Origin of the sequence: Streptomyces sp. NBC_01439 (assembly GCF_036227605.1) — a bacterium.
Lineage (GTDB): Bacteria > Actinomycetota > Actinomycetes > Streptomycetales > Streptomycetaceae > Streptomyces.
Window position 1 is genome coordinate 5,672,401 of sequence record NZ_CP109487.1, and the last position, 26,880, is coordinate 5,699,280.

General features: G+C 71.1%; 22 protein-coding genes and 1 tRNA gene. 13 read left to right on the top strand and 10 right to left on the bottom strand.

Annotation, left to right across the window (positions count from 1 at the left end; genetic code table 11):
• The first annotated feature begins 88 nt into the window (after positions 1–88).
• From OG207_RS25675 to OG207_RS25710, 8 genes are all read left to right on the top strand, one after another.
• The gene (locus tag OG207_RS25675) at positions 89–1,417 is read left to right on the top strand and encodes an acyltransferase family protein (protein ID WP_329101236.1); all 1,329 of its coding nucleotides are present in this window, start codon (positions 89–91) and stop codon (positions 1,415–1,417) included.
• A 28-nt stretch (positions 1,418–1,445) separates the two neighbouring features.
• The gene (locus OG207_RS25680) at positions 1,446–3,245 is read left to right on the top strand and encodes an ABC-F family ATP-binding cassette domain-containing protein (protein WP_329101238.1); all 1,800 of its coding nucleotides are present in this window, start codon (positions 1,446–1,448) and stop codon (positions 3,243–3,245) included.
• A 70-nt stretch (positions 3,246–3,315) separates the two neighbouring features.
• Entirely contained in the window at positions 3,316–4,962 is a 1,647-nt protein-coding gene (locus OG207_RS25685; RefSeq protein ID WP_329101240.1) for an outer membrane protein assembly factor BamB family protein, read from the top strand.
• Positions 4,963–5,211: 249 nt separating this feature from the next.
• Entirely contained in the window at positions 5,212–6,828 is a 1,617-nt protein-coding gene (locus tag OG207_RS25690) for an outer membrane protein assembly factor BamB family protein (RefSeq protein ID WP_329101242.1), read from the top strand.
• Positions 6,829–6,872: 44 nt separating this feature from the next.
• Positions 6,873–8,567 carry an outer membrane protein assembly factor BamB family protein gene (locus OG207_RS25695; RefSeq protein ID WP_329101244.1) on the top strand — a complete coding sequence of 565 codons (1,695 nt, stop codon included), beginning with the start codon at positions 6,873–6,875 and terminating at the stop codon, positions 8,565–8,567.
• A 142-nt stretch (positions 8,568–8,709) separates the two neighbouring features.
• Positions 8,710–9,402: a response regulator transcription factor gene (locus OG207_RS25700; protein ID WP_329101247.1), complete on the top strand. Its 693-nt coding sequence runs from the start codon at positions 8,710–8,712 to the stop codon at positions 9,400–9,402.
• A 117-nt stretch (positions 9,403–9,519) separates the two neighbouring features.
• Complete coding sequence (gene galE, locus OG207_RS25705; protein ID WP_329101249.1) at positions 9,520–10,479, top strand: UDP-glucose 4-epimerase GalE; 960 nt, start codon at positions 9,520–9,522, stop codon at positions 10,477–10,479.
• Positions 10,480–10,986: 507 nt separating this feature from the next.
• A complete protein-coding gene (locus OG207_RS25710; RefSeq protein WP_329101251.1) occupies positions 10,987–11,757 on the top strand; it encodes a response regulator transcription factor in 771 nt (256 codons plus the stop codon).
• On the opposite strand, the gene OG207_RS25715 is transcribed toward OG207_RS25710, so the two are convergent.
• Positions 11,716–12,213 (bottom strand): MarR family winged helix-turn-helix transcriptional regulator, encoded by a 498-nt coding sequence (locus OG207_RS25715; RefSeq protein ID WP_329101254.1) that lies wholly within the window; start codon positions 12,211–12,213, stop codon positions 11,716–11,718. The genes OG207_RS25710 and OG207_RS25715 overlap by 42 nt on opposite strands.
• A 161-nt stretch (positions 12,214–12,374) precedes the next feature.
• Here OG207_RS25715 and OG207_RS25720 point away from each other — a divergent pair, with 161 nt between their 5' ends.
• Both OG207_RS25720 and OG207_RS25725 read left to right on the top strand, forming a co-directional pair.
• Positions 12,375–13,232, top strand: a complete 858-nt coding sequence (locus tag OG207_RS25720; protein WP_329101255.1) for a trans-aconitate 2-methyltransferase — start codon at positions 12,375–12,377, stop codon at positions 13,230–13,232.
• 2 nt (positions 13,233–13,234) lie between these two features.
• A complete protein-coding gene (locus tag OG207_RS25725) occupies positions 13,235–13,627 on the top strand; it encodes a VOC family protein (RefSeq protein WP_329101257.1) in 393 nt (130 codons plus the stop codon).
• Between the two features lie 80 nt (positions 13,628–13,707).
• On the opposite strand, the gene OG207_RS25730 is transcribed toward OG207_RS25725, so the two are convergent.
• Together OG207_RS25730 and OG207_RS25735 are read right to left on the bottom strand one after the other, a co-directional pair.
• Entirely contained in the window at positions 13,708–14,382 is a 675-nt protein-coding gene (locus OG207_RS25730; RefSeq protein WP_030008903.1) for a TetR family transcriptional regulator, read from the bottom strand.
• Positions 14,379–15,359 (bottom strand): acyl-CoA desaturase, encoded by a 981-nt coding sequence (locus tag OG207_RS25735; protein WP_329101260.1) that lies wholly within the window; start codon positions 15,357–15,359, stop codon positions 14,379–14,381. The genes OG207_RS25730 and OG207_RS25735 overlap by 4 nt, the downstream gene beginning before the upstream one ends.
• A 354-nt stretch (positions 15,360–15,713) precedes the next feature.
• Here OG207_RS25735 and ppc point away from each other — a divergent pair, with 354 nt between their 5' ends.
• Together ppc and OG207_RS25745 are read left to right on the top strand one after the other, a co-directional pair.
• Positions 15,714–18,476, top strand: coding sequence for a phosphoenolpyruvate carboxylase (gene ppc, locus OG207_RS25740; protein ID WP_329101262.1), 2,763 nt, complete (start codon positions 15,714–15,716; stop codon positions 18,474–18,476).
• 93 nt (positions 18,477–18,569) lie between these two features.
• Positions 18,570–19,169, top strand: a complete 600-nt coding sequence (locus tag OG207_RS25745) for a Uma2 family endonuclease (protein ID WP_402695798.1) — start codon at positions 18,570–18,572, stop codon at positions 19,167–19,169.
• 6 nt (positions 19,170–19,175) lie between these two features.
• On the opposite strand, the gene pth is transcribed toward OG207_RS25745, so the two are convergent.
• The 6 genes from pth to OG207_RS25775 form a co-directional block, all read right to left on the bottom strand.
• A complete protein-coding gene (gene pth / locus OG207_RS25750; RefSeq protein WP_327735792.1) occupies positions 19,176–19,766 on the bottom strand; it encodes an aminoacyl-tRNA hydrolase in 591 nt (196 codons plus the stop codon).
• Positions 19,767–19,864: 98 nt separating this feature from the next.
• The gene (locus tag OG207_RS25755) at positions 19,865–20,440 is read right to left on the bottom strand and encodes a 50S ribosomal protein L25/general stress protein Ctc (protein ID WP_329101267.1); all 576 of its coding nucleotides are present in this window, start codon (positions 20,438–20,440) and stop codon (positions 19,865–19,867) included.
• Positions 20,441–20,633: 193 nt separating this feature from the next.
• Positions 20,634–21,611, bottom strand: a complete 978-nt coding sequence (locus OG207_RS25760) for a ribose-phosphate diphosphokinase (RefSeq protein WP_329101269.1) — start codon at positions 21,609–21,611, stop codon at positions 20,634–20,636.
• Positions 21,612–21,744: 133 nt separating this feature from the next.
• Positions 21,745–23,190, bottom strand: coding sequence for a bifunctional UDP-N-acetylglucosamine diphosphorylase/glucosamine-1-phosphate N-acetyltransferase GlmU (gene glmU, locus OG207_RS25765; protein WP_329101271.1), 1,446 nt, complete (start codon positions 23,188–23,190; stop codon positions 21,745–21,747).
• 106 nt (positions 23,191–23,296) lie between these two features.
• A tRNA-Gln gene (locus OG207_RS25770) sits at positions 23,297–23,371 on the bottom strand.
• Positions 23,372–23,400: 29 nt separating this feature from the next.
• Positions 23,401–24,291, bottom strand: a complete 891-nt coding sequence (locus OG207_RS25775; protein WP_402695794.1) for a hypothetical protein — start codon at positions 24,289–24,291, stop codon at positions 23,401–23,403.
• Between the two features lie 131 nt (positions 24,292–24,422).
• Here OG207_RS25775 and OG207_RS25780 point away from each other — a divergent pair, with 131 nt between their 5' ends.
• Positions 24,423–25,697: a sensor histidine kinase gene (locus tag OG207_RS25780; protein ID WP_329101273.1), complete on the top strand. Its 1,275-nt coding sequence runs from the start codon at positions 24,423–24,425 to the stop codon at positions 25,695–25,697.
• A 674-nt stretch (positions 25,698–26,371) separates the two neighbouring features.
• Here the strand turns inward: OG207_RS25780 and OG207_RS25785 are convergent.
• A complete protein-coding gene (locus OG207_RS25785) occupies positions 26,372–26,878 on the bottom strand; it encodes an SUKH-3 domain-containing protein (RefSeq protein WP_329101275.1) in 507 nt (168 codons plus the stop codon).
• Positions 26,879–26,880: the final 2 nt, after the last annotated feature.

Sequence of the window (26,880 nt, forward strand, 5' to 3'; positions counted from 1 at the left end):
GCGGGCGGAGCCCCGGTAGCAGTACCTAGGCCGGAGTTGAGTATCCGCACCCTGTCGGGAGACACCCGGCGGGGGACACCGTGGCCCCATGACAGCCAGCACACGCGCCATGGCCGAGGCCACCCCCGCCGACCGCGACCGGTACGTCGACCTGCTGCGCGTCGCCTCGCTCGGCACCGTCATCGCCGGGCACTGGCTGATGGCCGCCGTCAGCGTCGACGGCATAGGGAACCTGCTCGCCCTCGTACCCGCCCTCCAGGTGCTCACCTGGGGGCTGCAGATCATGCCCGTCTTCTTCTTCGTCGGCGGGTTCTCGCACGCCCTGTCCTACCGTTCCCTGGCCCGCCGCACCGACGGGCCCGTCTACGCCGCCTTCCTGCGGGCCCGGCTCCAGCGGCTGCTGCGCCCCACCCTCGTCTTCGTCATGGTGTGGGCCGCGGCCGCGCTCGCCGTACAGCTCGCCGGCCACGGCGGCGGAACGCTGACCGGGGCCGCGCTGCGGATCGTCACCCAGCCGCTGTGGTTCATCGGGATCTACCTCGCCATGGTCGCCTTCACCCCGCCGCTGCTGAAGCTGCACGAGCGCCACGGCTGGGCCGCCTTCGCCGCGCTGGCCGGGGCGGCCGCACTGGTCGACGTACTGCGCTTCGCGCTCGGCGTCCCCTACGTGGAGTTCCTGAACTTCGCCCTCGTCTGGCTCGCCGTCCACCAGCTCGGCTTCCTGCGCGCCGACGGCCGCATCCGCAGGCCCGCCGTCCTCGCCGTCGCGGGACTGGCCTCGGCCGCCCTGCTGGTGGCGTACGGCCCGTACCCGCTGTCCATGGTCGGGATGCCCGGCGAGAAGGTCTCCAACATGGCCCCGCCCACCCTCGCCCTGCTCTGCCACGGCCTGTGGCTCGTCGGCGCCGTCCAGCTGGCGGCCGGGCCCGCCGCCGCGTGGCTGCGCCGCCCGCGCGTCTGGCGCGGGGTGGTCGCGGCCAACGGCCTCGCCATGACCGCCTTCCTGTGGCACCTGACCGCCATGCTCGGCGTGTACGCGGCCCAGCTCGCCCTCGGCCTCGACCTGCCGACCCCCGCGACGGCCGCCTGGTGGGCACAGGTGCCGGTACGGATCCTGGCCGCGGCCGTGGTCACGGGCGCACTCGTCGCGCTGTTCCGCCGCTTCGAGTCGCCCCGGCCCAGCGCCCCGGCGCCCGCCCGGCGCACGGGCGGCCCCGTCGCCGCCCTCGGGATCACCCTGTGCCTGCTCGGCATCCTGGGCCTGTCCATGACCGGCCTCGGCGGCCTGCTCGACGGACACAGCGCCACGCTGATCGCCCTGCCCGTCACCGCGCCCGCCGCGATCGCGATGGCGCTGGGCGGCTGGTACCTCGTGGAACGGTCTGCCCCGGCCCGGAGGGTTAGGCTGAGGGGCTGATCCACACCCTTTCCCTGGAGCGCGTCTGATGGCCGTCAATCTGGTCAATGTCGAGGCAGTCAGCAAGGTGTACGGCACACGTACCCTGCTGGACGGCATCTCCCTCGGCGTGTCCGAGGGGGATCGGATCGGCGTGGTCGGCCGCAACGGCGACGGCAAGACCACCCTCATCCGCATGCTCGCCAAGCTGGAGGAGCCCGACACCGGTCGGGTCACCCAGTCCGGCGGCCTGCGGATGGGCATCCTCACCCAGCACGACTCCCTCGACCCCGCGGCGACCATCCGTCACGAGATCATCGGCGACATGGCCGACCACGAGTGGGCCGGCAACGCCAAGATCCGCGACGTCCTCACCGGGCTCTTCGGCGGCCTCGACCTGCCCGGCTTCGGCCAGGGCCTCGACACCGTCATCGGCCCGCTCTCCGGTGGCGAGCGCCGCCGGATCGCCCTCGCCCAGCTGCTCATCGCCGACCAGGACCTCCTGGTCCTCGACGAGCCCACCAACCACCTCGACGTCGAAGGCATTTCCTGGCTGGCCAAGCACCTCCAGGAGCGCCGCTCCGCGCTCGTCTGCGTCACCCACGACCGCTGGTTCCTCGACCAGGTCTGCACCCGCATGTGGGACGTCCAGCGCGGCGAGGTCTTCGAGTACGAGGGCGGCTACAGCGACTACGTCTTCGCCCGGGCCGAGCGCGATCGCATCTCCGCCACCGAAGAGGCCAAGCGCCAGAACCTGATGCGCAAGGAGCTGGCCTGGCTGCGCCGCGGCGCTCCCGCCCGCACCTCCAAGCCGCGCTACCGCATCGAGGCCGCCAACGAGCTCATCGCAGACGTGCCGCCGCCGCGCGACAAGTCTGAACTGATGCGCTTCGCCAACGCCCGGCTCGGCAAGACGGTCTTCGACCTGGAAGGCGTCAGCGTCCACGCCGGCCCGAAGGAACTCCTCAAGCACCTCACCTGGCACCTGGGCCCCGGCGACCGCGTCGGCCTCGTCGGCGTCAACGGTGCCGGCAAGACCTCCCTGCTGCGCGCCCTCGCCGAGGCCGCCCGCACCCAGGGCGAGGTCCAGCCCGCCGCCGGAAAGATCATCGTCGGCAAGACCGTCAAGCTGGCCTACCTCTCCCAGGAGGTCGGCGAACTCGACCCGTCCCTGCGCGTCCTGGAAGCCGTCCAGCGCGTGCGCGACCGCGTCGACCTCGGCAAGGGCCGCGAGATGACGGCGGGCCAGCTGTGCGAACAGTTCGGCTTCACCAAGGAGAAGCAGTGGACGCCGGTCGGCGACCTCTCCGGCGGTGAGCGCCGCCGCCTGCAGATCCTGCGCCTGCTGATGGACGAGCCCAACGTCCTCTTCCTCGACGAGCCCACCAACGACCTCGACATCGAGACCCTGACCCAGCTGGAGGACCTCCTCGACGGCTGGCCCGGCTCGATGATCGTGATCTCCCACGACCGCTTCTTCATCGAGCGGACCACCGACACGGTGATGGCGCTGCTCGGCGACGCGAGCCTGCGGATGCTGCCGCGCGGTCTGGACGAGTACCTGGAGCGCCGGCAGCGGATGATCGAGGCGGCCGCACCGGCGCCCGCACCGGCCGCCGCGGCGAAGTCCACCGCGTCGGGCGATTCGCGCGCCGCGAAGAAGGAGCTCCAGAAGATCGAGCGGCAGCTGAACAAGCTGTCCGACCGCGAGGGCAACCTGCACGCCCAGATCGCCGAGAACTCCACCGACTACGACAAGGTGGCCAAGCTCGACGCGGAGCTGCGCGAACTCCTCTCGGACCGCGACGATTTGGAGATGCGCTGGTTGGAACTGGCCGAGGAGGCCTGAGCGGAGCCGGGGCGGGTCGGTGATAGAAAGGTCATCCTCCCCGCCCTCCTGATGCCGAAAGCGTGCGCTGATGACCGAGCTGCCCCAGCCGCCGAACCAGCTGCCGAACCAGCCGTCGACGCCTTCCGGTTACGGGCACCTGCCCGGTCCGCCGCAGCAGGGGTACGGGTTCCCGCCGCAGGGTGAGAACCCGTACGCGCAGCAGCCCGGGTACCCGCCGCAGCCGCCGACCGTGCCGCAGCAGTGGCCGGCCGGTCCGGGCGGTTCGGCCGGCCAGGGCGGCCCCGGTCCGGGTGCTGCATCGGCGAAGAAGAACAAGCTGATCGTGCTGGTCGCCGCCGCCGCGGCGACCGTCCTGGCCCTCGGGGGCGTCGGTTACGTGGCCTTCTCCGGCGGCGACGGGGATCCGGAGCCGGTCGCACAGCAGCCCGCCGACGCCAAGCCCTCCAGCACCCCTCCGGTGGACAAGGGCGACGGCAACGGGGACGGCGGCGCCGGTCCGCAGACGGACCTCAACGCCGGCCGCAAGCAGGGCGAGGACAAGGCCCTCTGGCTCAAGACCACCAAGATCGACGGCCCCGGCATGGGCGTCGACGCCGCCGGCCAGTGGGTCATCGGCGACACCGTGGTCAAGAGCCTCTGGAGGAACCTCACCGGCTACTCGGTCACCGACGGCAAGGAGAAGTGGACACTCCCCTTCCCCGCACAGATCTGCTCCGTCGCCCCGCAGACCACGGCCGAGGGCAGGACCCTCGTCATGTACCGCGACGGCGAGGGGGAGAACACCTCCTGCAACCAGCTGCGCGTGGTCGACCTCAAGACGGGCAAGGAGGTCTGGTCGAAGCAGGTGCCCAGCGAGGGGGTCTTCGACATCTTCACCAGCCCCACCCTGTCCATGACCGGGGACACCGTCACCGTCAGCCGCGGAGGCACCGCCAGCGCCTTCAAGATCAGCAACGGTGACAAGCTCTTCGCGAACCCCCTGGGCGACGGCTGCAACCCGGACTCCTACGAGGCCGGCAACGGAAAGATGATCGCCCTCGCCACCTGCTCGGACGAGGACTCCACCGCAGAGGTCCACGGCATCGACCCCGTCACCGGCGCGAAGGGCTGGGCCTACCGGCTCCCCGCGAAGTTCAAGGTCACCAGCATCTACTCGGTGAACCCGACCGTCATCGACATCGGCAACGAGCAGACGAAGCAGCGCTCCATCGTGGTCCTGGGGCCCGACGGGAAGCAGACCGCCACCCTCGCCGGCGAGGGCAGCTTCGCCGTCGGCTGCGGCGACACCGGCCTCTTCCGGTCGCTGGCGACCTGCCCCTCGGCCGTCGTCGACGCGAACACCCTCTACCTGCCCACCGCGGCGGGGACCGGCAAGGCCAACGAGATCGTCGCCTTCGACCTGGCCACCGGCAAGGACAAGTGGCGGGTCCCGGCCGGGGACAAGCGCACGCTCACTCCGCTCAAGGCCGTGAACGGGCAGCTGATCGCCTACCGGAAGGCCGAGGAGGAGCAGGGCGGCGAGGTCCTGTCCATCCCGGCCGCCGGCGGCACCCCGACCGCCCTCCTGCGCCACCCCTCGGGCGCCGCGGCCCCGATCGAGAGGACCTTCACCCTCCCGGAGCTGGACTACGTGGACGGACGGTTCTTCATCTCCTCCACCCACCTGCGGGCCCAGGGCCAGGACGAGAAGCTCCTGATGGTCTTCGGCAAGTGAGCACGAGCCCGGGCCCGCGCAGGGCTCCGCGAACTCCGTCCGGACCGCGAGGATTTGGCGACGCGCCGGGGCGAGACGGCCGAGGAGGCTTGGATTTCGACGGACTTCGGGGGCAACTGGCCGGATAACGGCGGCGTCACGGGCCGGTCCTCCCTTGGGAACAGGGGGTGGACCGGCCCGATGTATGGGCGCTGTCAGTGATAGAAAGGTCATTCTCCCCGACCTTCCCGATGCCGAAAGCGTGCGCTGATGACCGAGCTGCCCCAGCCGCCGAACCAGCCGCCGGCGCCTTCCGGTTACGGGCACCTGCCCGGTCCGCCGCAGCAGGGGTACGGGTTCCCGCCGCAGGGCGAGAACCCGTACGCGCAGCAGCCCGCGTACCCGCCGCAGCCGCCGACCGTGGCGCAGCAGCGGCCGGCGGGCCCGGGCGGCCCCGGTTCCGGTTCGGGCCCGGCGTCGTCGAAGAAGAACAAGCCGATCGTGCTGGTCGCCGCTGCGGTGGCCGCCGCGCTGGTCCTCGGGGGCGTCGGCTACGCGGCCTTCTCCGGCGACGACGGGGACCCGGAGCCGGTCGCACAGCAGCCCGCCGACGCTGAGCCCTCCGGTTCTCCTTCGGTGGACAAGGGCGACGGCAAGGGTGACCACGAAGACCTGAAGGCGGACTTCAACGCCGGCCGCAAGCAGGGCGAGGACAAGGTCCTCTGGCTCAAGACCATCAAGGTCAACGGCCCCGGCGCCGGGGTGTTCAGCAAGGGCCACTGGATCTTCGGCGACACCATCGCCAAGCCCGTCGGCAAGACGATCACCGGCTACGCGGTCGCCGACGGCAAGGAGAAGTGGACGATCAACTTCCCTGGCCAGATCTGCGGTACGACGAACGGCAAGACCACCGACGACGGCAAGGCCGTCTTCATGTACCGCAACGGCGACTCGGACGACGCCGACTGCAACCAGATCCAAATGATCGACCTCAAGGCGGGCAAGGCGGGCTGGTCGAAGCAAGTGTCCAAGGAGAGCACCTTCGACGTGTTCCTCGACGCCGAACTGGCCCTGACCGGGGACACCGTCACGGTCAACCGGCTCACCCGCGCCACCGCCTTCCGGGTCAGCACCGGCGACCAGCTCTTCGCCAGCCCGGCCGAGGGTTGCATACCCGGCCGCTACGCCGCCGGCAGCGGCAAGCTGCTCGGCATCGCCACCTGCTTCGACGCCGACGCGACCGTCGAGATCCAGGACGCCGACCCGGTCACCGGCAAGAAGAACTGGACCCACCGCCTGCCCAAGGGCTGGAGGGTCAACCGGGTCTACTCCCTCGACCCGATCGTCCTCCACATCGAGGACGAGTCCACGAACGAGCGGCCCATCGTCGTCCTCGGCCCCGACGGCCAGAAGCGCGCCACGCTCTCCGCCGAGGGCAAGTTCTCGATCCATTGCAGCTCTGCCCACGACGACACCCTGCAGGGCTGCGCCACCGCCGTCGCCGACGCGGGCACCCTTTACCTGCCCACCACGGTCGACCTCGGCGAGGCCAACGAGATCGTCGCCTTCGACCTGACCACCGGCAAGGCCAAGTGGCGCGTCCCGGCGGGCAAAGCACGCACCATCGTCCCGCTCAAAGCTGCGAACGGGCAGCTGATCGCCTACCGGAAGGCCGAGATGGACCAGGGCGGTGAGGTCCTCTCGATCCCGGCCGCCGGTGGCACCCCGACCACGCTCCTGCGCCACCCGTCGGGCCCCTCCGCCCCGGTCGAGAGCACTTTCTTTTCCCCGAAGGTCGACTACGTGGACGGGCGTTTCTTCATCTCCACGTACCGACTGTTGGCCCAGGACACGGAGGAGAAGCTCCTGATGGCCTTCGGTAAGTGAGAACGCGTCCGAGCAGCCGCCCACCGAAAGGCAAACAGCAACCGATGAGCATCCCGCCGCCCCCCAGCCAGCCGCCGTCCGGCGGCTTCGGCGCGCCCGTGCCGCCGTCCGGCCCGGCCGCGCCGCAGGCCGGGCCCCCGCAGCAGCAACCGCCGGCCGCGTACGGGTACCCGCAGACCGGACCCGGCTACGGCTACCCGGAGACCGGGCCCGGCTACGGCTACCCGCAGCAGCCCGGCACCCCGTCGCCCTACGGGGCCCCCGGCGCCCCCGTGCCCGCCCCGCACCCCCCGGCCCCGGCCGCCGGCAACGCCAAGCGCACCCAGCTGACGATCGTCGGCGCGGCCGTCCTGGCCATCGCCCTCATCGTCGGCGGCGGCCTCTGGTACACCTCCGGCGACGGCGGCGGCAACGAGGCCGACGGCAACCCGAGCGCCTCCCCGGGCAACGACAAGCCCCAGGACTACGTGCCCGGCACCGAGAAGGTGCCCGGCAACCCGAAGTCGAAGCCGCTGCTCAACCTGCCGAGCCCGGTCCCGACCGACGTCGCCTCCGTCGCCGGCTCCTGGCTGACCGACTCCACCTACGTCAAGACCGATCTGGCGAAGGTCGTCGGCTACAACCTCGTCGACGGCGGCAAGAAGTGGGAGCTGCCCTTCCCCGGCGAAGTCTGCGGCGCGACCAAGCACGTCAGCGAGAACAAGACCGCCGTCATCTTCAAGCCCACCCAGCCGACGCCCGAGAACAGGGCCGTCCCGTGTTCCGAGGTCGGTGTCATCGACCTGGAGAGCGGCAAGCTCGTCTGGTCCGGCAACGCCAAGAGCGCCACCGGCGGCGACAGGCCCGTCGCGTTCTCCGCCGTCACCCTCAGCGGCAAGACGGTCGCCGCGGCCGGCGTCTCCGGGGGCGGCGCCGCCTGGAGCCTCACCGACGGCAAGTCCCTGTGGCTGCCCAAGGTCGACGCAGAAGGCTGCCGCGACGTCGGCTACGGCGGCGGCGAGGCCCTCGCCGCCATCCGCAAGTGCGGCCAGAGCCCCAACTACACGCTGTACGGGCAGCTCCTCGACCCGACCACCGGCGCGCCCACGGCCTCGTACAAGCTCTCCCAGGGCATCGAGGACGCGAACATCGTCGCCACCAAGCCCCTGATCGTGGCCGCCAACGTCGGCAAGACCGCGAAGAACGGCGCGGGCGTCAGCGACCTCTTCGTCCTCGACCCCAAGGGCGAGCTGAAGGCCCGCATCCCGCTCGCCTCCGGAGACTTCGGCGCCAAGTGCGGATCCGAGGTCGAGGAGTGCTCGAACATGGTGGTCGGCAACGGCAAGCTCTACCTGCCGTCGTACGAGCACCAGGGCCAGGTCTCCGGCGGCCGTACCAACGAACTGCTCTCCTTCGACCTGGAGACCGGCAAGCAGACCACCGACCGTGCCGACGCGGGCGAGCGGTTCACGATGTCCCCGCTGCGCATGGACGGGTCGAACATCATCGCCTACAAGTTCCCCCCGTACGACAAGGGCGGTCAGATCGTCAGCATCGACGGCAGGACGATGAAGGAGACCGTCCTCATGGTGAACCCGGAGGACAAGGCGAACCACCGAATCGAGACCAGCTTCTCGTTCGACCACTCCGAGTACCGCTTCCGCAACGGCAAGTTCTTCATCTCGCGCACGATCGCCTCCAAGCCGTGGGGGGAGAGCGCCGACCAGGACTACCTCTTCGCCTCCTACAGCGCGAGCTGACCGGGCCGCGCCGATCCCGCACGACAGCGCCGGAAGCCCCCGAACGGTCCGCACCGATCGGGGGCTTCTGCGCGGTATCCCCCTCGCACCGTCGAACAAGCGTGTAGCTTGCCGGGTCAGAAGGGTGGGGGGTGCTTCCTCAATGGGCGTACGGGTCGTCGTGGTCGACGAGCACCGGCTGCTGGCCGAGGCGCTCGCCTCTGCCCTGAAGCTGCGCGGGCACCGGGTACTGGCAGCCGCGGCGCCGACGGCGGGCGCCGCCGAGCTGGTCATCAGCCGCGCTCCGGAGGTCTGCCTGCTCGGCACCGCCACCCCCGCCGAGCCCGGGGTCTTCGAGCCCGTCGTCCGCATCAAGCGGGAGCGCCCGCAGATCGCCGTGGTCGTGCTCGGCCCGGTGCCCAGCCCGCGCGGGATCGCGGCCGCCTTTGCCGCCGGCGCCTCGGGGTACGTACGGCAGGACGAGCGCATCGAGGGCGTGGAGCGGGCGCTGGCCAAGGCCAGGGCGGGGGAGGTGGCGATCGCCCCGCAACTGTTGCAGGGGGCCTTCGCCGAGCTCCTGAACCCCGCCGCCCAGCCCGACGACGAGGGGAGCCGGCTGCTGCGGCTGCTCACCCCGCGCGAGGTGGAGGTGCTCGTCCGGGTCGCCGAGGGCGAGGACACCCGGCTGATCGCCGCGGGCATGGAGATCGCCCCGAGCACCGCCCGTACGCACGTGCAGCGGGTGCTGATGAAGCTGGGTGTGGGATCCAGGCTGGAGGCGGCCGCGCTGGCCGCCCGCACCGGTCTGCTGGACCGGGCGCTGCCCACGCCGCCGTCCGCCGCCGCGCGCGGCTGACGCACGGGCCGGGGCGGGGCCGGCCCCCGATTTCCCCGTGGGCGCGGAATCGGGTAAGCCAGTGTCCAAGCACGCGCACGTACCCGCGCGTGCTCCCGCGCGAGAGGCAGTAGGCGAGTGAGCAAGTACCTGGTAACCGGTGGCGCCGGATACGTCGGCAGCGTGGTCGCGGCCCACCTTCTGGAGGCCGGCCACGAGGTCACCGTCCTCGACGACCTGAGCACGGGCTTCCGCGCGGGGGTCCCGGAGGGCGCCACCTTCATCGAGGGCCGCATCCAGGACGCGGCCCGGTACGTGGACGGCTCCTTCGAGGCGGTGCTGCACTTCGCGGCCTCCTCGCAGGTCGGCGAGTCCGTGGTGAACCCGGGCAAGTACTGGGAGAACAACGTCGGCGGGACGCTGGCCCTGCTGGCCGCGATGCGCGGGGCGGGCGTGCGCAAGCTGGTGTTCTCCTCCACCGCCGCCACCTACGGGGAGCCGACGGAGGGCCTGCTGACGGAGGCCTCGGTGACCGCACCGACCAATCCGTACGGTGCCTCGAAGCTGGCCGTCGACCACATGATCGCGGGGGAGTGCGTGGCGCACGGCCTGGCCGCGGTGTCGCTGCGCTACTTCAACGTGGCCGGCGCCTACGGGCAGTTCGGTGAGCGCCACACCCCCGAGACGCACCTGATCCCGCTGGTCCTCCAGGTCGCCCTGGGCGAGCGGGAGTCGATCTCGGTGTTCGGCGAGGACTACCCGACCCCGGACGGCACCTGCGTGCGCGACTACATCCACGTCGCCGACCTCGCGGAGGCCCACCTGGCCGCCCTGCGGGCCGCCACCGGCGGGGAGCACCTGATCTGCAACCTGGGCAACGGCAACGGGTTCTCGGTCCGCGAGGTCGTCGAGACCGTCCGCAAGGTCACCGGCCGGGAGATCCCCGAGGTGGTCGCCCCGCGCCGGGCCGGCGACCCGGCGATGCTCGTCGCCTCCGCGCGCACGGCCCACGAGCGCCTCGGCTGGACCCCGAGCCGCTCGGACCTCACGGGGATCATCACGGACGCGTGGAACTTCGCGCGTACGCACACCTCCTGAACCTCCTCAACCCCCTGACCTCCCGGAGCTCCGGTATCCGTCCGGACCTCCCCTGGTCCTGTGCGCCCCCCGCACCCCGATCGGTGCGGGGGGCGTGTGCGTGTCGGGTGCGCGCTGCGGACGAGCGCTGTGCGCGGGCGCCCGGCGTGCACACGCCGGGTGAAATACCCCCCGTGCAACTGCCCGCGGCACACGCCCGTACCGAGGCCGTCATCAAGACCTTCGGCACGGTTGATTTCCAGCCATCATGGAGGTGGTTCGGAACGCCCGCGCCGGAAAATCCCCGGGAAAACTTCTGCTATTCGGCCAACCGTCGGACGCCCCCGGCCCTACGCTGATGCGTGACACCGGTGGGGGCCGGTGTTGATTCAGGGGTCGAGACAAGTCGGGTACGTCGTCCGGTCCGGGGTAGTGCAGATATGTCACGGCGGCGGCCGGGGCAGCTGCGGATCACCCGGTCCGGGCGCCGTACCCGCCGTCGTCCGTTCCCCTACCCTTGGGGGTTTTGTGGTTCGTATCCGGGTTCTCGTCGTCGACGATCACCGCATCTTCGCCGAATCGCTCGCAGCCGCGCTCGCGGCCGAGCCGGACGTGGACGTGTCCGCGGCCGGCAGCGGCCCCGCCGCGCTGCGCTGCCTCGAACGGGCGGCGGCCGAGGGCCGCCGCTTCGACGTCCTGCTGGTCGACGCCGATCTCGGCGCGGTCCCGGGGGCCGTGCCCGCCCAGCGGGAGTCCGGCTCCGGGCCACCGATGCCGCCCGCCTCGGACGGGATCGCGCTGGTCGCAGGGGTGCGGGTGTCCCACCCCGGGGTCCGCACCGTCGTGCTCGCCGAGCGCGACGACCCCCGCCGGGCCGCCCTCGCGCTCCAGGCGGGAGCCTCCGGCTGGGTGGCGAAGGACTGTTCGCTCTCCCGGCTGCTGGCCGTGATCCGCGGGGTCCTTCGCGAGGAGACCCATCTGCCCCCCGCACTGCTCACCGGGGTGCTCCGGGAACTGACCGCGGCGCGCAAGCACCGTACGGACAGCGAGCGGCTGGTGGAATCGCTGACCCCGCGGGAACACGAGGTGCTGCGCTGCATGGTGGCGGGGCTGGGCCGCAAGGACGTGGCGGCGCGGTTGTTCCTGTCCCCGCACACGGTCCGCACCCACATGCAGAACGTGCTGGGCAAGCTCGGGGTGCACTCCACGCTGGCCGCCGTGGCACTGGCCCGACGGGCCGGCGTCCGGCCGGCCGACCTAGCCGGGGATGTTGTCGAACGGAGCGGTCAACTGGCGTAGCAGCCCGGCGAGGTTGCCGCGCTGACCCTGCGAGAGCTGGGCCAGGATCGCCCGTTCCTGGGCCAGCAGCCCGGCGAGGGCCTGGTCGGCGCGGTCCCGGCCCTCGGGGGTGAGCCGCACCAGGACCCCCCGGCGGTCGCTGGGGTCCGGGAGGCGTTCGACGAGGCCCTTCTTGGCCAGCCGGTCGATGCGGTTGGTCATGGTGCCGGAAGTGACCAGGGTCTGGGTCAACAGCTGGCCGGGGGAGAGCTGGTAGGGCGCGCCGGCGCGGCGCAGCGACGTCAGGACGTCGAACTCCCAGGGCTCCAGGCCGTGCTCGGAGAAGGCCAGCCTGCGGGCCCGGTCGAGATGGCGCGCGAGCCTGCTGACGCGGCTCAGCACCTCGAGCGGTTCCACGTCGAGGTCAGGGCGCTCCCGCCGCCATGCCGCCACCAGTCGGTCGACCTCGTCCTCCATGCCGATCAGTGTAAGGGGTCTGTCGATGTGAAGTCTCTTCATGTCGAGCATCTCGATCACGAGTATCTTGACATCGAGATATAAATGGAGCGAGCATGGGGCATGGAGGGGGCCGGAACGGATTCCGCTTCCGATCGCCCCGCCAGCAGGGAGGCTCGAACATGTATTCCGATACCGCGCGCGCCGGGACCCCCACGTCCACCGCGCCCTCCGCCCCCACCTGGGACCCCCAGCAGTACCTCCGGCACTCGGGCCACCGCACACGGCCCTTCCTCGACCTGCTCACCCGCATACCCGAGCTCCCCCAGCGCCCCGCCCGCATCGCCGACCTCGGCTGCGGCCCCGGCAACGTCACCACCCTCCTCGCCGAGCGCTGGCCCGAGGCCCGCATCACCGGCTTCGACCTCTCCCCGGAGATGCTCCACCTGGCCACCGCGGAGCACGCCGGGCCCACCCCCGGCGGCGGCGACCTCGACTTCCGCCACGGGGACCTCGCCAGCTGGCTCCCCGAGGAGCCTTACGACCTGATCGTCTCCAACGCCGCCCTGCAGTGGGTCCCGGGCCACCCCGGCTCCTTCGGCGCCTGGATCAACGGCCTGCGCCCCGGCGGCACCTTTGCCTTCCAGATCCCCGGCAACTTCACGGCCCCCAGCCACGCCCTGCTCGCGCAGCAGTGCGACACCCCGCGCTGGCGGGCCCGGCTCGCCGGTCACGGCGCCCGCTACATCCATCTCCTCGAACCCGCCGAATACCTCGCTCGGTTCACCGAGCTCGGCTGCGCCGCCGACATCTGGGAGACCACCTACTACCAACTGCTCCAGGGCCCCGACCCCGTGCTCGACTGGGTCAAGGGCACCGCCCTGCGGCCCGTCCTCACCGCCCTCGGCGACGACCGCGACGCCGTGGACGCCTTCCTCACCGAATACCGTGACCGGCTGCGCGCGGCCTATCCGACGGGCCCGCGCGGCACCGTCTTCCCCTTCCGCCGCATCTTCGCCGTGGCCCGCAAGGAGGCATGACCATGTTGACCGCAGTCGACCACGTGCAACTCGCCGCGCCGCCGGACTCGGAGGACCGGCTCCGCGCGTACTACACGGACGTCCTCGGCATGACCGAGATCCCCAAGCCGCCGGTCCTCGCCGCCCGTGGGGGGTGCTGGTTCGCCGCCGGGCCCGTCCAGCTGCACCTCGGCGTGGAGGAAGACTTCCGACCCGCCCGCAAGGCCCACCCGGGGCTACGGGTGACCGACATCGAGGCGTACGCGATCAGACTGCAGGAGCGGGGGGCCGAGGTGGTCTGGGACGACGACCTACCGGGCCACCGCCGCTTCTATTCCGAGGACCCCGTCGGCAACCGGCTCGAATTCCTGGAACGGCACCACCCGGAACCGGCAGCGCCGGAGCCCTGCGCATAAGACGCACCGCACGACGGCGCCCCGCCACCGGATCTCCGGTGACGGGGCGCCGTCGAGTCGTCGTGTCGTACGTGACGGGCTCAGTTCTTGCGCCGGCCCACCAGCTGCGGCTTCGACTCCAGCCCGTCCAACCCGTGCCAGGCCAGGTTCACCAGGTGCGCCGCCACCTCCGCCTTCTTGGGCTTGCGCACGTCCAACCACCACTGCCCGGTCAACGCCACCATCCCGACCAGCGCCTGCGCGTACAGCGGGGCCAGCTTGGGGTCAAAGCCCCGCGCCTTGAACTCCAGCCCCAGGATGTCCTCGACCTGCGTGGCGATGTCACTGATCAGCGAGGCGAAGGTGCCGGTCGACTGGGCGACCGGGGAATCCCGCACGAGGATCCGGAAACCGTCCGTGTACGACTCGATGTAGTCCAGCAGCGCGAACGCCGCCTGCTCCAGCAGCTCCCGCGGGTGCCCGGCCGTCAGCGCGCCCGTCACCCCGTCCAGCAGCTGGCGCATCTCCCGGTCCACGACGACCGCGTACAGGCCCTCCTTGCCGCCGAAGTGCTCGTACACCACCGGCTTGGACACCCCGGCCTTCGCCGCGATCTCCTCCACCGAGGTGCCCTCGAAGCCCTTCTCCGCGAACAGCGTCCGGCCGATGTCCAGCAGCTGTTGACGCCGCTCCGCGCCCGTCATCCGGACCCGGCGGCCGCGCCTGGGCTTGTCACTGCTGGAGTTGCTGCCGTCGATCGCCACGCCCCCCATCATGCCGCGTTCGACTCGTTTTCCCTGCGCCGGGCGTCGATGCGGGTCGCCGACGGCCAGCGGACGTCCGTCGCCCAGCCCAACTGCTCGAACCAGCGGATCAGCCGCGCGCTGGAGTCGACCTGACCGCGCAGCACGCCGTGCCGCGCCGACGTCGGGTCCGCGTGGTGCAGGTTGTGCCAGGACTCCCCGCAGGACAGCACCGCCAGCCACCAGACGTTGCCACTGCGGTCACGGGACTTGAACGGCCGCTTGCCCACCGCGTGGCAGATCGAGTTGATCGACCACGTCACGTGGTGCAGCAGCGCGACCCGCACCAGGGAGCCCCAGAAGAACGCCGTGAACGCACCCCACCAGGACATCGTCACCAGACCGCCCACCAGCGGCGGGATCGCCAGCGAGAACATCGTCCAGAAGATGAAGTCCCGCGAGATCCGGCGGATCGCCGGGTCCTTGATCAGGTCCGGGGCGTACTTCTGCTGATCGGTCTGCTCCTCGTCGAATAGCCAGCCGATGTGCGCCCACCACAGCCCCTTCATCAGCGCCGGCAGCGTCTCCCCGAACCGCCAGGGCGAATGCGGGTCACCCTCGTGGTCCGAGAACTTGTGGTGCTTGCGGTGGTCCGCCACCCAACGCACCAGCGGCCCCTCCACCGCCATCGACCCCATCACGGCGAGCGCGATCCGCAGCGGCCGCTTCGCCTTGAAGGAACCGTGCGTGAAGTAGCGGTGGAAACCGATGGTGATCCCGTGGCAGGCCAGGAAGTACATGAAGACCATCAGACCGAGGTCCAGCCAGCTCACCCCCCAGCCCCAGGCCAGCGGCACCGCCGCCAGCAGGGCCACGAAGGGCACGGCGATGAACAGCAGCAGGGCGATCTGCTCGATGGACCGCTTGTTCTCGCCGCCCAGCGTCGCGGACGGCTCGGACGTGTCGGAGGGCGCGGAGCCGCCCTCGATCAGATCGGGACTGGTGGTCATGGGTGTCCCCTGGGGGGTGAGAGAAGTCGGCGGGCTCCCCGGCTACGAACCCTACGGACCCGTAACCTACGGCATCGTAAGTATGGCAAAACCGGGTACGCAGGCAAGAGGGGCAGCGCCGGGAGGAGGAGCGCGCGCGAGGTGTTCACGCGCCGCCTGATGAGACGTTTGCCCAGGCACACGCCTCGGCCACCTATCCTGGGTCCCGTCGGACAGCGCGGTCCGCACGGGCAGCCCGAGCTGCACATCAGGAGCGGAGATCCCGCCCCCCGGACCGAGTCCGGGACGGCATCACCGCACGCCGCCGGGAGCCCACCGCCCAGTAGCGCTCGAACACTGCAAGGAGCCGCACCTGTGAGCAGTGCTGACCAGGCCCCCCAGGGCCAGGCCCCCGTCACCCCGGCCGCCACCGCCAACGCGGAACTGCGCGCGGACATCCGCCGCCTCGGCGACCTCCTCGGGGAAACCCTCGTACGCCAGGAGGGCCAGGACCTCCTCGACCTCGTCGAGCGCGTCCGCGCCCTCACCCGCACCGACGGCGAGGCCGCCGCCGCCCTGCTCGGCGACACCGACCTGGAGACCGCCGCCAAGCTCGTGCGCGCCTTCTCCACCTACTTCCACCTCGCCAACGTCACCGAACAGGTGCACCGCGGCAAGGAACTGCGCGCCCACCGTGCCGCCGAGGGCGGGCTCCTCGCCCGCACCGCCGACATGCTGAAGGACGCCGACCCCGAACACCTGCGCGAGACGGTCAAGAACCTCAACGTCCGCCCCGTCTTCACCGCACACCCCACCGAGGCGGCCCGCCGCAGCGTCCTCAACAAGCTGCGCCGCATCGCCACCCTGCTGGAGGAGCCCGTCACCGGCGCCGGCGACCGCCGCCGCCACGACCTGCGCCTCGCCGAGAACATCGACCTCGTCTGGCAGACCGACGAACTGCGCGTCGTGCGCCCCGAGCCCGCCGACGAGGCCCGCAACGCCATCTACTACCTCGACGAGCTCCACGCAGGCGCCGTCGGCGACGTCCTGGAAGACCTCGCCGCCGAGCTCCAGCGCGTCGGCGTGGAGATCCCCGCCGGCACCCGCCCGCTGACCTTCGGCACCTGGATCGGCGGCGACCGCGACGGCAACCCCAACGTCACCCCCGACGTCACCCGCGACGTGCTGATCCTCCAGCACGAGCACGGCATCACCGACGCCCTGGAACTCGTCGACTTCCTGCGCGGACTCCTCTCCAACTCCATCCGCTACACCGGAGCCACCGAGGAACTCCTCGCCTCCCTCCAGGCCGACCTGGAACGCCTCCCCGAGATCAGCCCCCGCTACAAGCGGCTGAACGCCGAAGAGCCGTACCGCCTCAAGGCCACCTGCATCCGGCAGAAGCTCCTCAACACCCGCGAGCGCCTCGCCAAGGGCATCCCCCATGAGGAGGGCCGCGACTACCTCGGCACCGCCGAGCTCCTCACCGACCTCACCCTCATCCAGACCTCCCTGCGCGAACACCGCGGCGCGCTCTTCGCCGACGGCCGCATGGACCGCACCATCCGCACCCTGGCCGCCTTCGGTCTCCAGCTCGCCACCATGGACGTCCGCGAGCACGCCGACGCCCACCACCACGCCCTCGGCCAGCTCTTCGACCGCCTCGGCGAGGAATCCTGGCGCTACGCCGACATGCCGCGCGAGTACCGGCAGAAGCTCCTCGCCAAGGAACTGCGCTCCCGCCGCCCGCTCGCCCCCACCCCGGCCCCGCTCGACGCCGCCGGAGCCAAGACCCTCGGCGTCTTCGGCGCCATCAAGGACGCCTTCGAGAAGTTCGGCCCCGAAGTCATCGAGTCCTACATCATCTCGATGTGCCAGGGCGCCGACGACGTCTTCGCCGCCGCCGTCCTCGCCCGCGAGGCCGGCCTCATCGACCTCCACACCGGCTGGGCCAAGATCGGCATCGTCCCGCTCCTGGAGACCACCGACGAGCTGCGCGCCGCCGACGTCATCCTCGACGAGATGCTCGCCGACCCCTCCTACCGGCGCCTCGTCTCCCTGCGCGGCGACGTCCAGGAGGTCATGCTCGGCTACTCCGACTCCTCCAAGTTCGGCGGCATCACCACCTCCCAGTGGGAGATCCACCGCGCCCAGCGCAGGCTGCGCGACGTCGCCCACCGCTACGGCGTGCGCCTGCGCCTCTTCCACGGCCGCGGCGGCACCGTCGGCCGCGGCGGCGGCCCCTCCCACGACGCGATCCTCGCCCAGCCCTGGGGCACCCTCGAAGGCGAGATCAAGGTCACCGAGCAGGGCGAAGTCATCTCCGACAAGTACCTGGTCCCCTCACTGGCCCGGGAGAACCTCGAACTGACCGTCGCCGCCACCCTGCAGGCCTCCGCCCTGCACACCGCGCCCCGCCAGTCCGACGAGGCCCTCACCCGCTGGGACGCGGCCATGGACGTCGTCTCCGACGCCGCACACGCCGCGTACCGCGAGCTCGTCGAGGACCCCGATCTGCCCGCGTACTTCTTCGCCGCGACCCCCGTCGACCAGCTCGCCGACCTCCACCTGGGCTCCCGACCCTCCCGCCGCCCCGACTCCGGCGCCGGCCTCGACGGCCTGCGCGCCATCCCGTGGGTCTTCGGCTGGACCCAGTCCCGCCAGATCGTCCCCGGCTGGTACGGGGTCGGCTCCGGCCTCAAGGCCCTGCGCGAGGCCGGCCAGGACGACGTCCTCGCCGAGATGGGCGGACGCTGGCACTTCTTCCGCAACTTCCTGTCCAACGTCGAGATGACACTGGCCAAGACCGACCTGCGGATCGCCCGCCACTACGTCGACACCCTCGTGCCCGACCACCTCAAGCACGTCTTCGCCCGCATCGAGGCCGAGCACGAACTCACCGTCCGCGAGGTCCTGCGCATCACCGGCGCCGAAGAGCTCCTCGGCTCGAACCCGGTGCTCCAGCAGACCTTCGCCGTACGCGACGCCTACCTGGACCCCATCTCCTACCTCCAGGTCTCCCTGCTGGCCCGCCAGCGCGCGGCCGCCGCCCGCGGCGAGGAGCCCGACCCGCTGCTCGCCCGCGCCCTGCTGCTCACGGTCAACGGCGTCGCCGCGGGCCTGCGCAACACCGGCTGACGTCGCGCGCCGGTATCCGTGTCCGTCACCCTTTGTGATGACGGACACGGATACCGGGCGCTACCGTGGACGTCCAGGACCACAATCCCGTCCATGGGAGCAACCATGACTGCCGAGCCCGTACACGACTGGTCGAGGCCGCCGTTGGACGGGTACACGGTGGACGACCTGCTGACGCTGCCGGACCTCCCGCGACACACCGAGCTGATCGACGGGAGCCTGGTCTTCGTGAGTCCGCAACGCTTCATCCACTCAGATCTGATCGACTTCCTCGTCACCAGGCTGCGACTGACCGCCCCCCGGCACACGAGGGTCGCGCGCGAGATGACTGTGGTGATCGACAAGCGCAACGGGCCCGAACCAGACATCTCAGTCGTGCGGCGAGAAGCCTGCACGAGCCCCATGCAGACCCACTTCTATGCCGCCGATGTCCTGCTCGCAGTGGAGGTGGTCTCGCCCGAGTCCGAGGCCCGGGACACCAAAGCGAAGCTGCACAAGTACGCCGCTGCAGGTATCCCGAACTACTGGATCGTCAAGATCGAGGGCGACGAAGTCATCGAACCGGTCGTGTACCTCTACGAGCTGGACCCCCACACACGTGCCTACGTCTGCCAGGGGATCCACACCAAGCCGTTCAGCGTCGACCGGCCCTTCGCCGCCGAAATCGACTTCGACGGGCTCGACGAGATGTAGCGGTGGTCAGGAGTTGTACGCCGACTGGGCCCGCTCCAGGCCCTCCTGGACCAGGCACTCCACCGAGTCCGCCGCCCGGTCCACGAACCAGTCCAGCTCCTTGCGCTCCGTGGAGGAGAAGTCCTTCAGCACGAAGTCCGCGACCTGCATCCGGCCCGGCGGCCGCCCGATCCCGCACCGCACCCGGTGGTAGTCGGGGCCCATCGACTTGGTCATCGACTTCAGGCCGTTGTGCCCGTTGTCCCCGCCGCCCAGCTTCAGCCGCAGCGTCGGGTAGTCGATGTCCAGCTCGTCGTGGACCGCCACGATCCGCTCCAGCGGCACCTTGTAGAAGTCGCGCAGCGCCGTCACCGGGCCGCCGGACAGGTTCATGTACGTCATCGGTTTGGCCAGCACCACCCGGCGGTTGGCCGGTCCCGGCGGACCCATGCGGCCCTCGACCACCTGGGCCCGGGCCTTGTGCGCCTTGAACTTCCCGCCGATCCGCTCCGCCAGCAGATCGGCCACCATGAAACCGATGTTGTGGCGGTTGCCCGCGTACTCCGGTCCCGGGTTCCCCAGGCCCACGATCAGCCAGGGCGCCGCGTCGTCCGACATCAAAAGCTCCTCGGTTCCTCTACGAAGACGACCGCCGTCCCGCTCCAGTGGAGCCGGACGGCGGTCGATCAGCAACTGCTGAGGGGGTGGGGCGAGGCTCAGGCCTCGGTGCCCTCGGCGGCCGGCTCCTCGGCCTGCGGGGCGACGACCTGCAGGACGGCGATGTCGCCGTCGACGGCCAGGGTGGTGCCGGCCGGCAGGACCAGGTCGGAGGCGTGGATGGTGGCGCCGGCCTCGAGGCCCTCGATCGAGACGGTGACCTCGGTCGGGATGTGGGTGGCCTCGGCCTCGACGGAGATGGTGTTCTGCAGGGTCTCCAGCAGGTTGCCACCGGCGGCCAGGTCGCCCTCGGTCACGATCGCGACGTCGACGGTGACCTTCTCGCCCTTCTTGACGATCAGGAAGTCGACGTGGGAGATGGAGCGCTTCAGCGGGTGCTTCTGCACGGCCTTCGGGATGACCAGCTCGGTGCCGTCGCCCGCGATGTCCAGGGAGATCAGGACGTTCGGGGTGCGCAGCGCCAGCAGCAGGCCGTGGCCCTCGACGTTGACGTGCTTCGGGTCGTTGCCGTGACCGTAGATGACGGCGGGAACCAGGGCGTCGCGACGGGCCTGGCGGGCAGAGCCCTTGCCGAAGGTGTCACGGAGCTGGGCGGAAAGCTTGACCTCGGACATGCTCACTCCTCGTGGGGTGACGGAAATGGACGGACGTCACCCGGCCGGAACGGCCTGCTACGAAGAGCGCGTCGATAACGGAGCATCCGTACCGGAAAACAGGTACGGCCTCCCTCGCCGAGCAACTCATGGAGTGTACCCGGCGGGGAAGGCCGCACCAAAAGGATCTACCGCACAGCGGTCACCTCAGGCCCTACTGCTGCTCCTCGAAGAGGCTGGTGACCGAGCCGTCCTCGAAGACCTCGCGCACGGCACGCGCGATCATCGGGGCGATCGACAGCACCGTGATCTTGTCGAGCTCCAGGTCGGAGGGGTCCGGCAGGGTGTTCGTGAAGACGAACTCGCTGACCTTGGAGTTCTTCAGGCGGTCGGCCGCCGGGCCCGACAGGATGCCGTGCGTGGCCGTCACGATGACGTCCTCGGCGCCGTGCGCGAACAGCGCCTCGGCCGCGGCGCAGATGGTGCCACCGGTGTCGATCATGTCGTCGACCAGGACGCAGACGCGGCCCTTGACCTCGCCGACGACCTCGTGGACGGTCACCTGGTTGGCGACGTCCTTGTCACGGCGCTTGTGCACGATCGCCAGCGGCGCGTCCAGCCGGTCGCACCAGCGGTCGGCCACGCGCACACGGCCGGCGTCCGGGGACACGATCGTGAGCTTCGTACGGTCCACCTTGGCGCCGACGTAGTCCGCGAGGACGTTCAGGGCCGAAAGGTGGTCCACCGGGCCGTCGAAGAAGCCCTGGATCTGGTCCGTGTGCAGGTCGACCGTGAGGATGCGGTCCGCACCCGCGGTCTTCAGCAGATCGGCGACCAGACGGGCCGAGATCGGCTCGCGGCCCTTGTGCTTCTTGTCCTGGCGCGCGTACCCGTAGGACGGGACGATCACGGTGATGGAGCGCGCCGACGCGCGCTTCAGCGCGTCGATCATGATCAGCTGCTCCATGATCCACTTGTTGATCGGAGCCGTGTGGCTCTGGATCAGGAAGCAGTCCGCGCCGCGCGCCGACTCCTGGAAGCGGACGTAGATCTCGCCGTTCGCGAAGTCGAAAGCCTTGGTCGGCACGAGGGCGACGCCCAGCTGGTGCGCAACCTCCTCGGCCAGCTCGGGGTGGGCGCGGCCGGAGAAGAGCATCAGCTTCTTCTCGCCGGTCGTCTTGATCCCGGTCACAGCACAGTCTCCTCAGACGTGTTGAAGCTGCTCGCCCCCATGTGCGTCCGTCCCGCACACGGTGAGCCAGCCGAATTGCGTGCACCTATCACGGTACGCCGTCCCGGGCGTACCTGTTTCCGGTCAGTTCACCTCAGGGGCGCTCGGCGTCCTCCGGGGCCGCCGACTGCGCCGCCGTGGCAGCCGCACTGCCCGGACGCTTGCGGGCCACCCAGCCCTCGATATTCCGCTGCTGGCCACGGGCCACGGCCAGGGCGCCGGGCGGCACGTCCTTGGTGATCACGGACCCGGCGGCCGTGTAGGCGCCGTCCCCGATGGTGACGGGAGCCACAAACATGTTGTCCGAGCCCGTCTTGCAGTGCGAGCCGACGGTCGTGTGGTGCTTGTGTTCGCCGTCGTAGTTCACGAAGACGCTCGCGGCGCCGATGTTGGTGTACTCGCCGATCGTCGCGTCGCCCACGTAGGACAGATGGGGGACCTTGGTGCCCTCGCCGATCGTCGCGTTCTTCATCTCGACGTACGTACCGGCCTTGGCCTTGGCGCCGAGGTTCGTGCCGGGGCGCAGGTACGCGAAGGGACCCACGCTCGCCTGCGGGCCCACGACCGCGCTCTCGGCGACCGTGTTGTCCACCCGGGCGCCCGCGCCGACGTGCGTGTCCTTCAGTCGGGTGTTGGGGCCGACCTCGGCGCCCTCGGCGATGTGCGTGGCGCCCAGCAGCTGGGTGCCGGGGTGCACGATCGCGTCCTGCCCGAAGGTGACGGTCACGTCGATGAAGGTGCCGGCCGGGTCGACGACCGTGACGCCCGCGAGCATGGCCCGCTCCAGCAGGCGCGCGTTCAGCAGCGCGCGGGCCTCGGCGAGCTGCACGCGGTTGTTGATCCCGAGGATCTGCCGGTGGTCGCTGCCGACGGCGGCGCCGACGCGGTGCCCGGCCTCGCGCAGGATGCCGAGGACGTCGGTGAGGTACTCCTCGCCCTGGCTGTTGTCGGTACGGACCTTGCCGAGGGCGTCGGCGAGCAGGGCGCCGTCGAAGGCGAAGACGCCCGAGTTGATCTCGCGGATCGCGCGCTGGGCGTCGGAGGCGTCCTTGTGCTCGACGATGGCCGTCACGGCGCCGCCGGCGTCGCGGACGATGCGTCCGTAGCCGGTGGAGTCGGGGACCTCGGCGGTCAGCACGGTGACGGCGTTGCCGTCGCTCTCGTGGGTCCGCGCGAGCGCGGCCAGGGTCTCCCCGGTCAGCAGCGGGGTGTCGCCGCAGACGACGATCACGGTGCCGGTGATGCCGCCGCCGAGCTCTTCGAGGGCCATGCGGACGGCGTGCCCGGTGCCGTTCTGCTCGTACTGGACGGCGGTGCGGACGTCGGCGTCGATGCCGGCCAGGTGCGCGGTGACCTGCTCGCGGGCGTGCCCGACGACCACGACGAGGTGCTCGGGGTCCAGCTCGCGGGAGGCGGCGACGACGTGACCGACGAGCGAGCGCCCGCAGATCTCGTGGAGAACCTTGGGAGTCGTCGACTTCATGCGGGTGCCTTCACCCGCTGCGAGTACGACGACGGCTGCCGGGCGGTTGGCGCTCACGGGGATGCCCTTCGGCTTCGGGGGTGGACCCGTGAAGGATACCGGGGTGCCGGTGGCCCCGAACGAACGCGGGTCCCGACCGTGAAGGTCAGGACCCGAACTCGATTGGCTCCCCTGCCAGGACTCGAACCTGGAACAAATCATCCAAAGTGACCCGTGTTGCCGATTACACCACAGGGGATAGTAAACCCGGGTGAACCGGACATTTAGTCACTTGGTCGAACCCGCGGACCCCACTATGCCGCACCAAGCCCCTTCTATGCGACGGTACAACTCGCAACTGGCCGCCACTCGGACGATCAGGCATCCCCGGTACTCCGACCCGGTGTTCTGTCGCACGGTCTTCGGATTGTGCTTCTTGAGCGTGGTTCTCTGCAACTGGGCGCGCTCCGCCCCAACGGCGTCGGCCCAGTACTGCTCGGCGCCGTCCACATCTGCGGATTCGTGGATCATCACGCGGAACTTCAGTCGGTCGCGTGGAATGCCGATGAGTCGCAGCCACGCCATGTACACGTGGATGACGCCCGGGTCGCTGTTGATGAAGGTGACCGTCTCGCTGCGTCGGTACGGCTTGCTCTTGGAGCCCTCTGCCCAGTAGAGGGCGACGCCCGCGATGAACAGTTCGCGGTCGCTGAGTGCGCCGACGTCCTCGCGTGCCGCCTCGATGACCGCGTCCCGCGCTTCCTCGCGGCGGGGGCCTTCGTGGGCCCATCGCTTGAGCGCGGCATCCCGCCCTTGTTCTGCGGGGGATCGCTGATCGACTTTTGGGAGGTCGCGGACCCAGAGGGAGATCGAGCTCTTCGAGCAGCCGAGCTCCAACTGGATCTGGTCGTAGGTGAGGCCCTGGAGGCGGAGTTCGCGGGCCTTGGCGCGGAGGTCGTCCTTGGCGTTCGGGCGTTTCGTCCATTCGGGCGGCGGCTCGCCCTCCAGGAGGCGGTTGAGGATGTCGTTGTTGTGGACCTGTAGGCGGTCGCGGATCTGGCGCCGGCTGAGGCCCTCCCGGCGCAGGGCCATCGCCTGCTCGCGCAGGGATTCGAACGTCGTGGACCCCGTGCGAAGGCCACCGGTGCCGTCGCCGGGGCGACGTCGGATCTCGTTCATGGTCCCAATGTCGTCCGGAATGCGATATTCAGATCTCATTTGGTAGGCGTTTCCGTCGTATGTGCGATTACTTGCGGTTCTCGGGATTTTTGTTCGACCGTGTGCTGTGGGCGCTGCGTACGCTGGACGGCATGACGAAAGCGGGGGAAGTGGAAGGCCGTGCAGGGCCACCTTGGTGGTGGGCGCGGCGGCGGGACGTCGTGGTGGACGTGGCGCTGGCCGCGGTGTCCGCGGCGGAGTGCGCGTGGGAGGGGATCCGCTTCGCGCACGAGGCCGGGATCCCCGTGGCCGCCGGGGTGCTGTTCGGTGCCGTGGTGGGGGCCGTGCTGGTGCTGCGGCGGCGCTGGCCGATCGCCGTGGTGCTGGTGGGGATCGCCGTGGCGCCGGCCGAGATGGGGTTCCTGCTGTCGGTGGCGGGCATGTACTCGCTCTCCTCGTCCGAGGTGCCCCGGCGGATCATCGCCGCGCTGGCCTCGATGTCGCTGGTCGCGACCTTCGTCGTGATGTACCTGAAGACGCGCGGGGACGTGGAGGCCGATCCGGCGCTCGTGGTCGCGCTGTCCGGGTTCGTCGCGGTGGCGCTGACCGTGCCCCCGGTGCTGCTCGGGCTCTACATCGGCGCCCGCCGGCGGCTGATGGAGAGCCTGCAGGAACGGGCGGACTCGCTGGAGCGGGAGCTGTCGCTGCTGGCGGACCGGGCGGAGGAGCGGGCCGAGTGGGCCCGTACGGAGGAGCGCACCCGGATCGCGCGGGAGATGCACGACGTGGTCGCGCACCGGGTGTCGCTGATGGTGGTGCACGCGGCCGCGCTGGAGGCGGTGGCGGTCAAGGATCCGGCGCGGGCGGCGAAGAACGCGGCCCTGGTGGGGGACATGGGGCGGCAGGCGCTGACGGAGCTGCGCGAGATGCTCGGCGTGCTCCGGGCGCCGCCCAAGCCGGCCCCGGCCCCGGTGCCCGCGGTGCCCGCCGTGGCCGTCGCGGCGGTGGCGTTCGCGGGGGGTGGAGGTGCGGAGGACGGGCCCTCGCTCGGCGAGCTGGAGGTGCTGGTCGGTCAGTCGCGGACGGCGGGGATGACCGTGGAGATGCTGGTGCACGGCGAGTGGGCGGCGTACGCGGCGGAGGTGGAGCAGACGGCGTTCCGGGTGGTGCAGGAGGCGCTCACCAATTGCCACAAGCACGCCCCGGGCGCGCGGGTCGTGGTGCGGCTCGCGCACCGGGTCGGGGAGGTGGCCATGCAGGTGGAGAACGGCCCCTGCGACGGGCAGGCTCCGGAGCCGGGGCTGCCCAGTGGGGGGAACGGGCTCGTCGGGATGCGGGAGCGCGTTCTCGCGCTGGGCGGGGTGTTCGTGTCCGGGCCGACCGAGGCGGGCGGCTTCAAGGTCTCGGCGGTGCTGCCGACGGCCTAGCCGGGCGGGTCGCTCCCGCGGGGGCCGGTGCGGTTCGCTCCCGCCGGGCCGGTGGGGGTCGGCCTGCGGGCCGGGATCCGGGTCCGGTGTGGGCTGGTGCGGGTCGGCCTGCGGGCCGGGATCCGGGTCCGGTGTGGGCTGGTGCGGGTCGGCCTGCGGGCCGGGATCCGGGTCCGGTGTGGGCTGGTGCGCGGGGCCGGGGAGGGGTGTCTCCTCGGCTCGCGCCAGGCGGGCAGGTCTCGGCTGCGTACGGTGGTTGCGCGCTCGTCCTGCGGGGACACCCCTCCCCGTCCCCGCTCCCCACGCGTCGGGCCGGCTCCGGGGCACTGTCGGAGCCCTGCCGTGGGGCGGGGACACGCCGGAGTGTCCCCGCAGGACGAGCGCGCACCACCGAGCACCACCGCGACATGCCGTACCGCGCGAGCCGAGGAGACACTCCGGCGGGGCACCGCCCCACACCACCCAGCCCCGCCGGCGCTTGAGGCGCACGGGACGGGGCCAAGCCCCGACACCACCGACCAGCCACAGCCAAGCACCGCGCAGCGACCCCGCACCGCCCCACACCACCCAGCCCCGCCGGCGCTTGAGGCGCAGGGGACGGGGCCAAGCCCCGACACCACCGACCAGCCACAGCCAAGCACCGCGCAGCGACCCCGCAGCGACCCCGGCCGGAGCTAAGTGGTGAGGCGGGTCGGCTGGAGGCCCGTCAGGAGCAGGGTGAGGGCCTCGTCGACGGTGGGGCCGAGGTACCAGTCGCCGGTGTGGTCGATGCCGTAGGTGCGGCCCTCGCGGTCGATCGCGAGGTGGGAGCCGCCGTCGGCCTCGACGCCCAGTGGGCACAGCTGCGTGGACAGGGCCCGGCCGAGGTCGGCGAAGGTGCGCGCGAGGTGGAGTCCGGTGAGCGGGTCGATCCGGACGGGCGTCGGGGAGATCTGGCGGCCGGGGCCGTGCGCGGCGACCGTCAGACCGCCGAACTCGGCCCATGCCTCGACGGCGGCGGGGAAGACGGTGTGCCGGTGTCCGGCGGGCGTGGTGTGGTCCCGCAGGGCGTCGGCCCAGTACTCGGCCTGTTTGATGTCCCACCGGCCGGGTTCCCAGCCGGCGGTGCGCAGGGCGGAGTCCACGGCGACCGGGAAACGGGTGGCCGAGGAGCGGTCGTAGGAGGCGGAGGCGGCGGTCATGG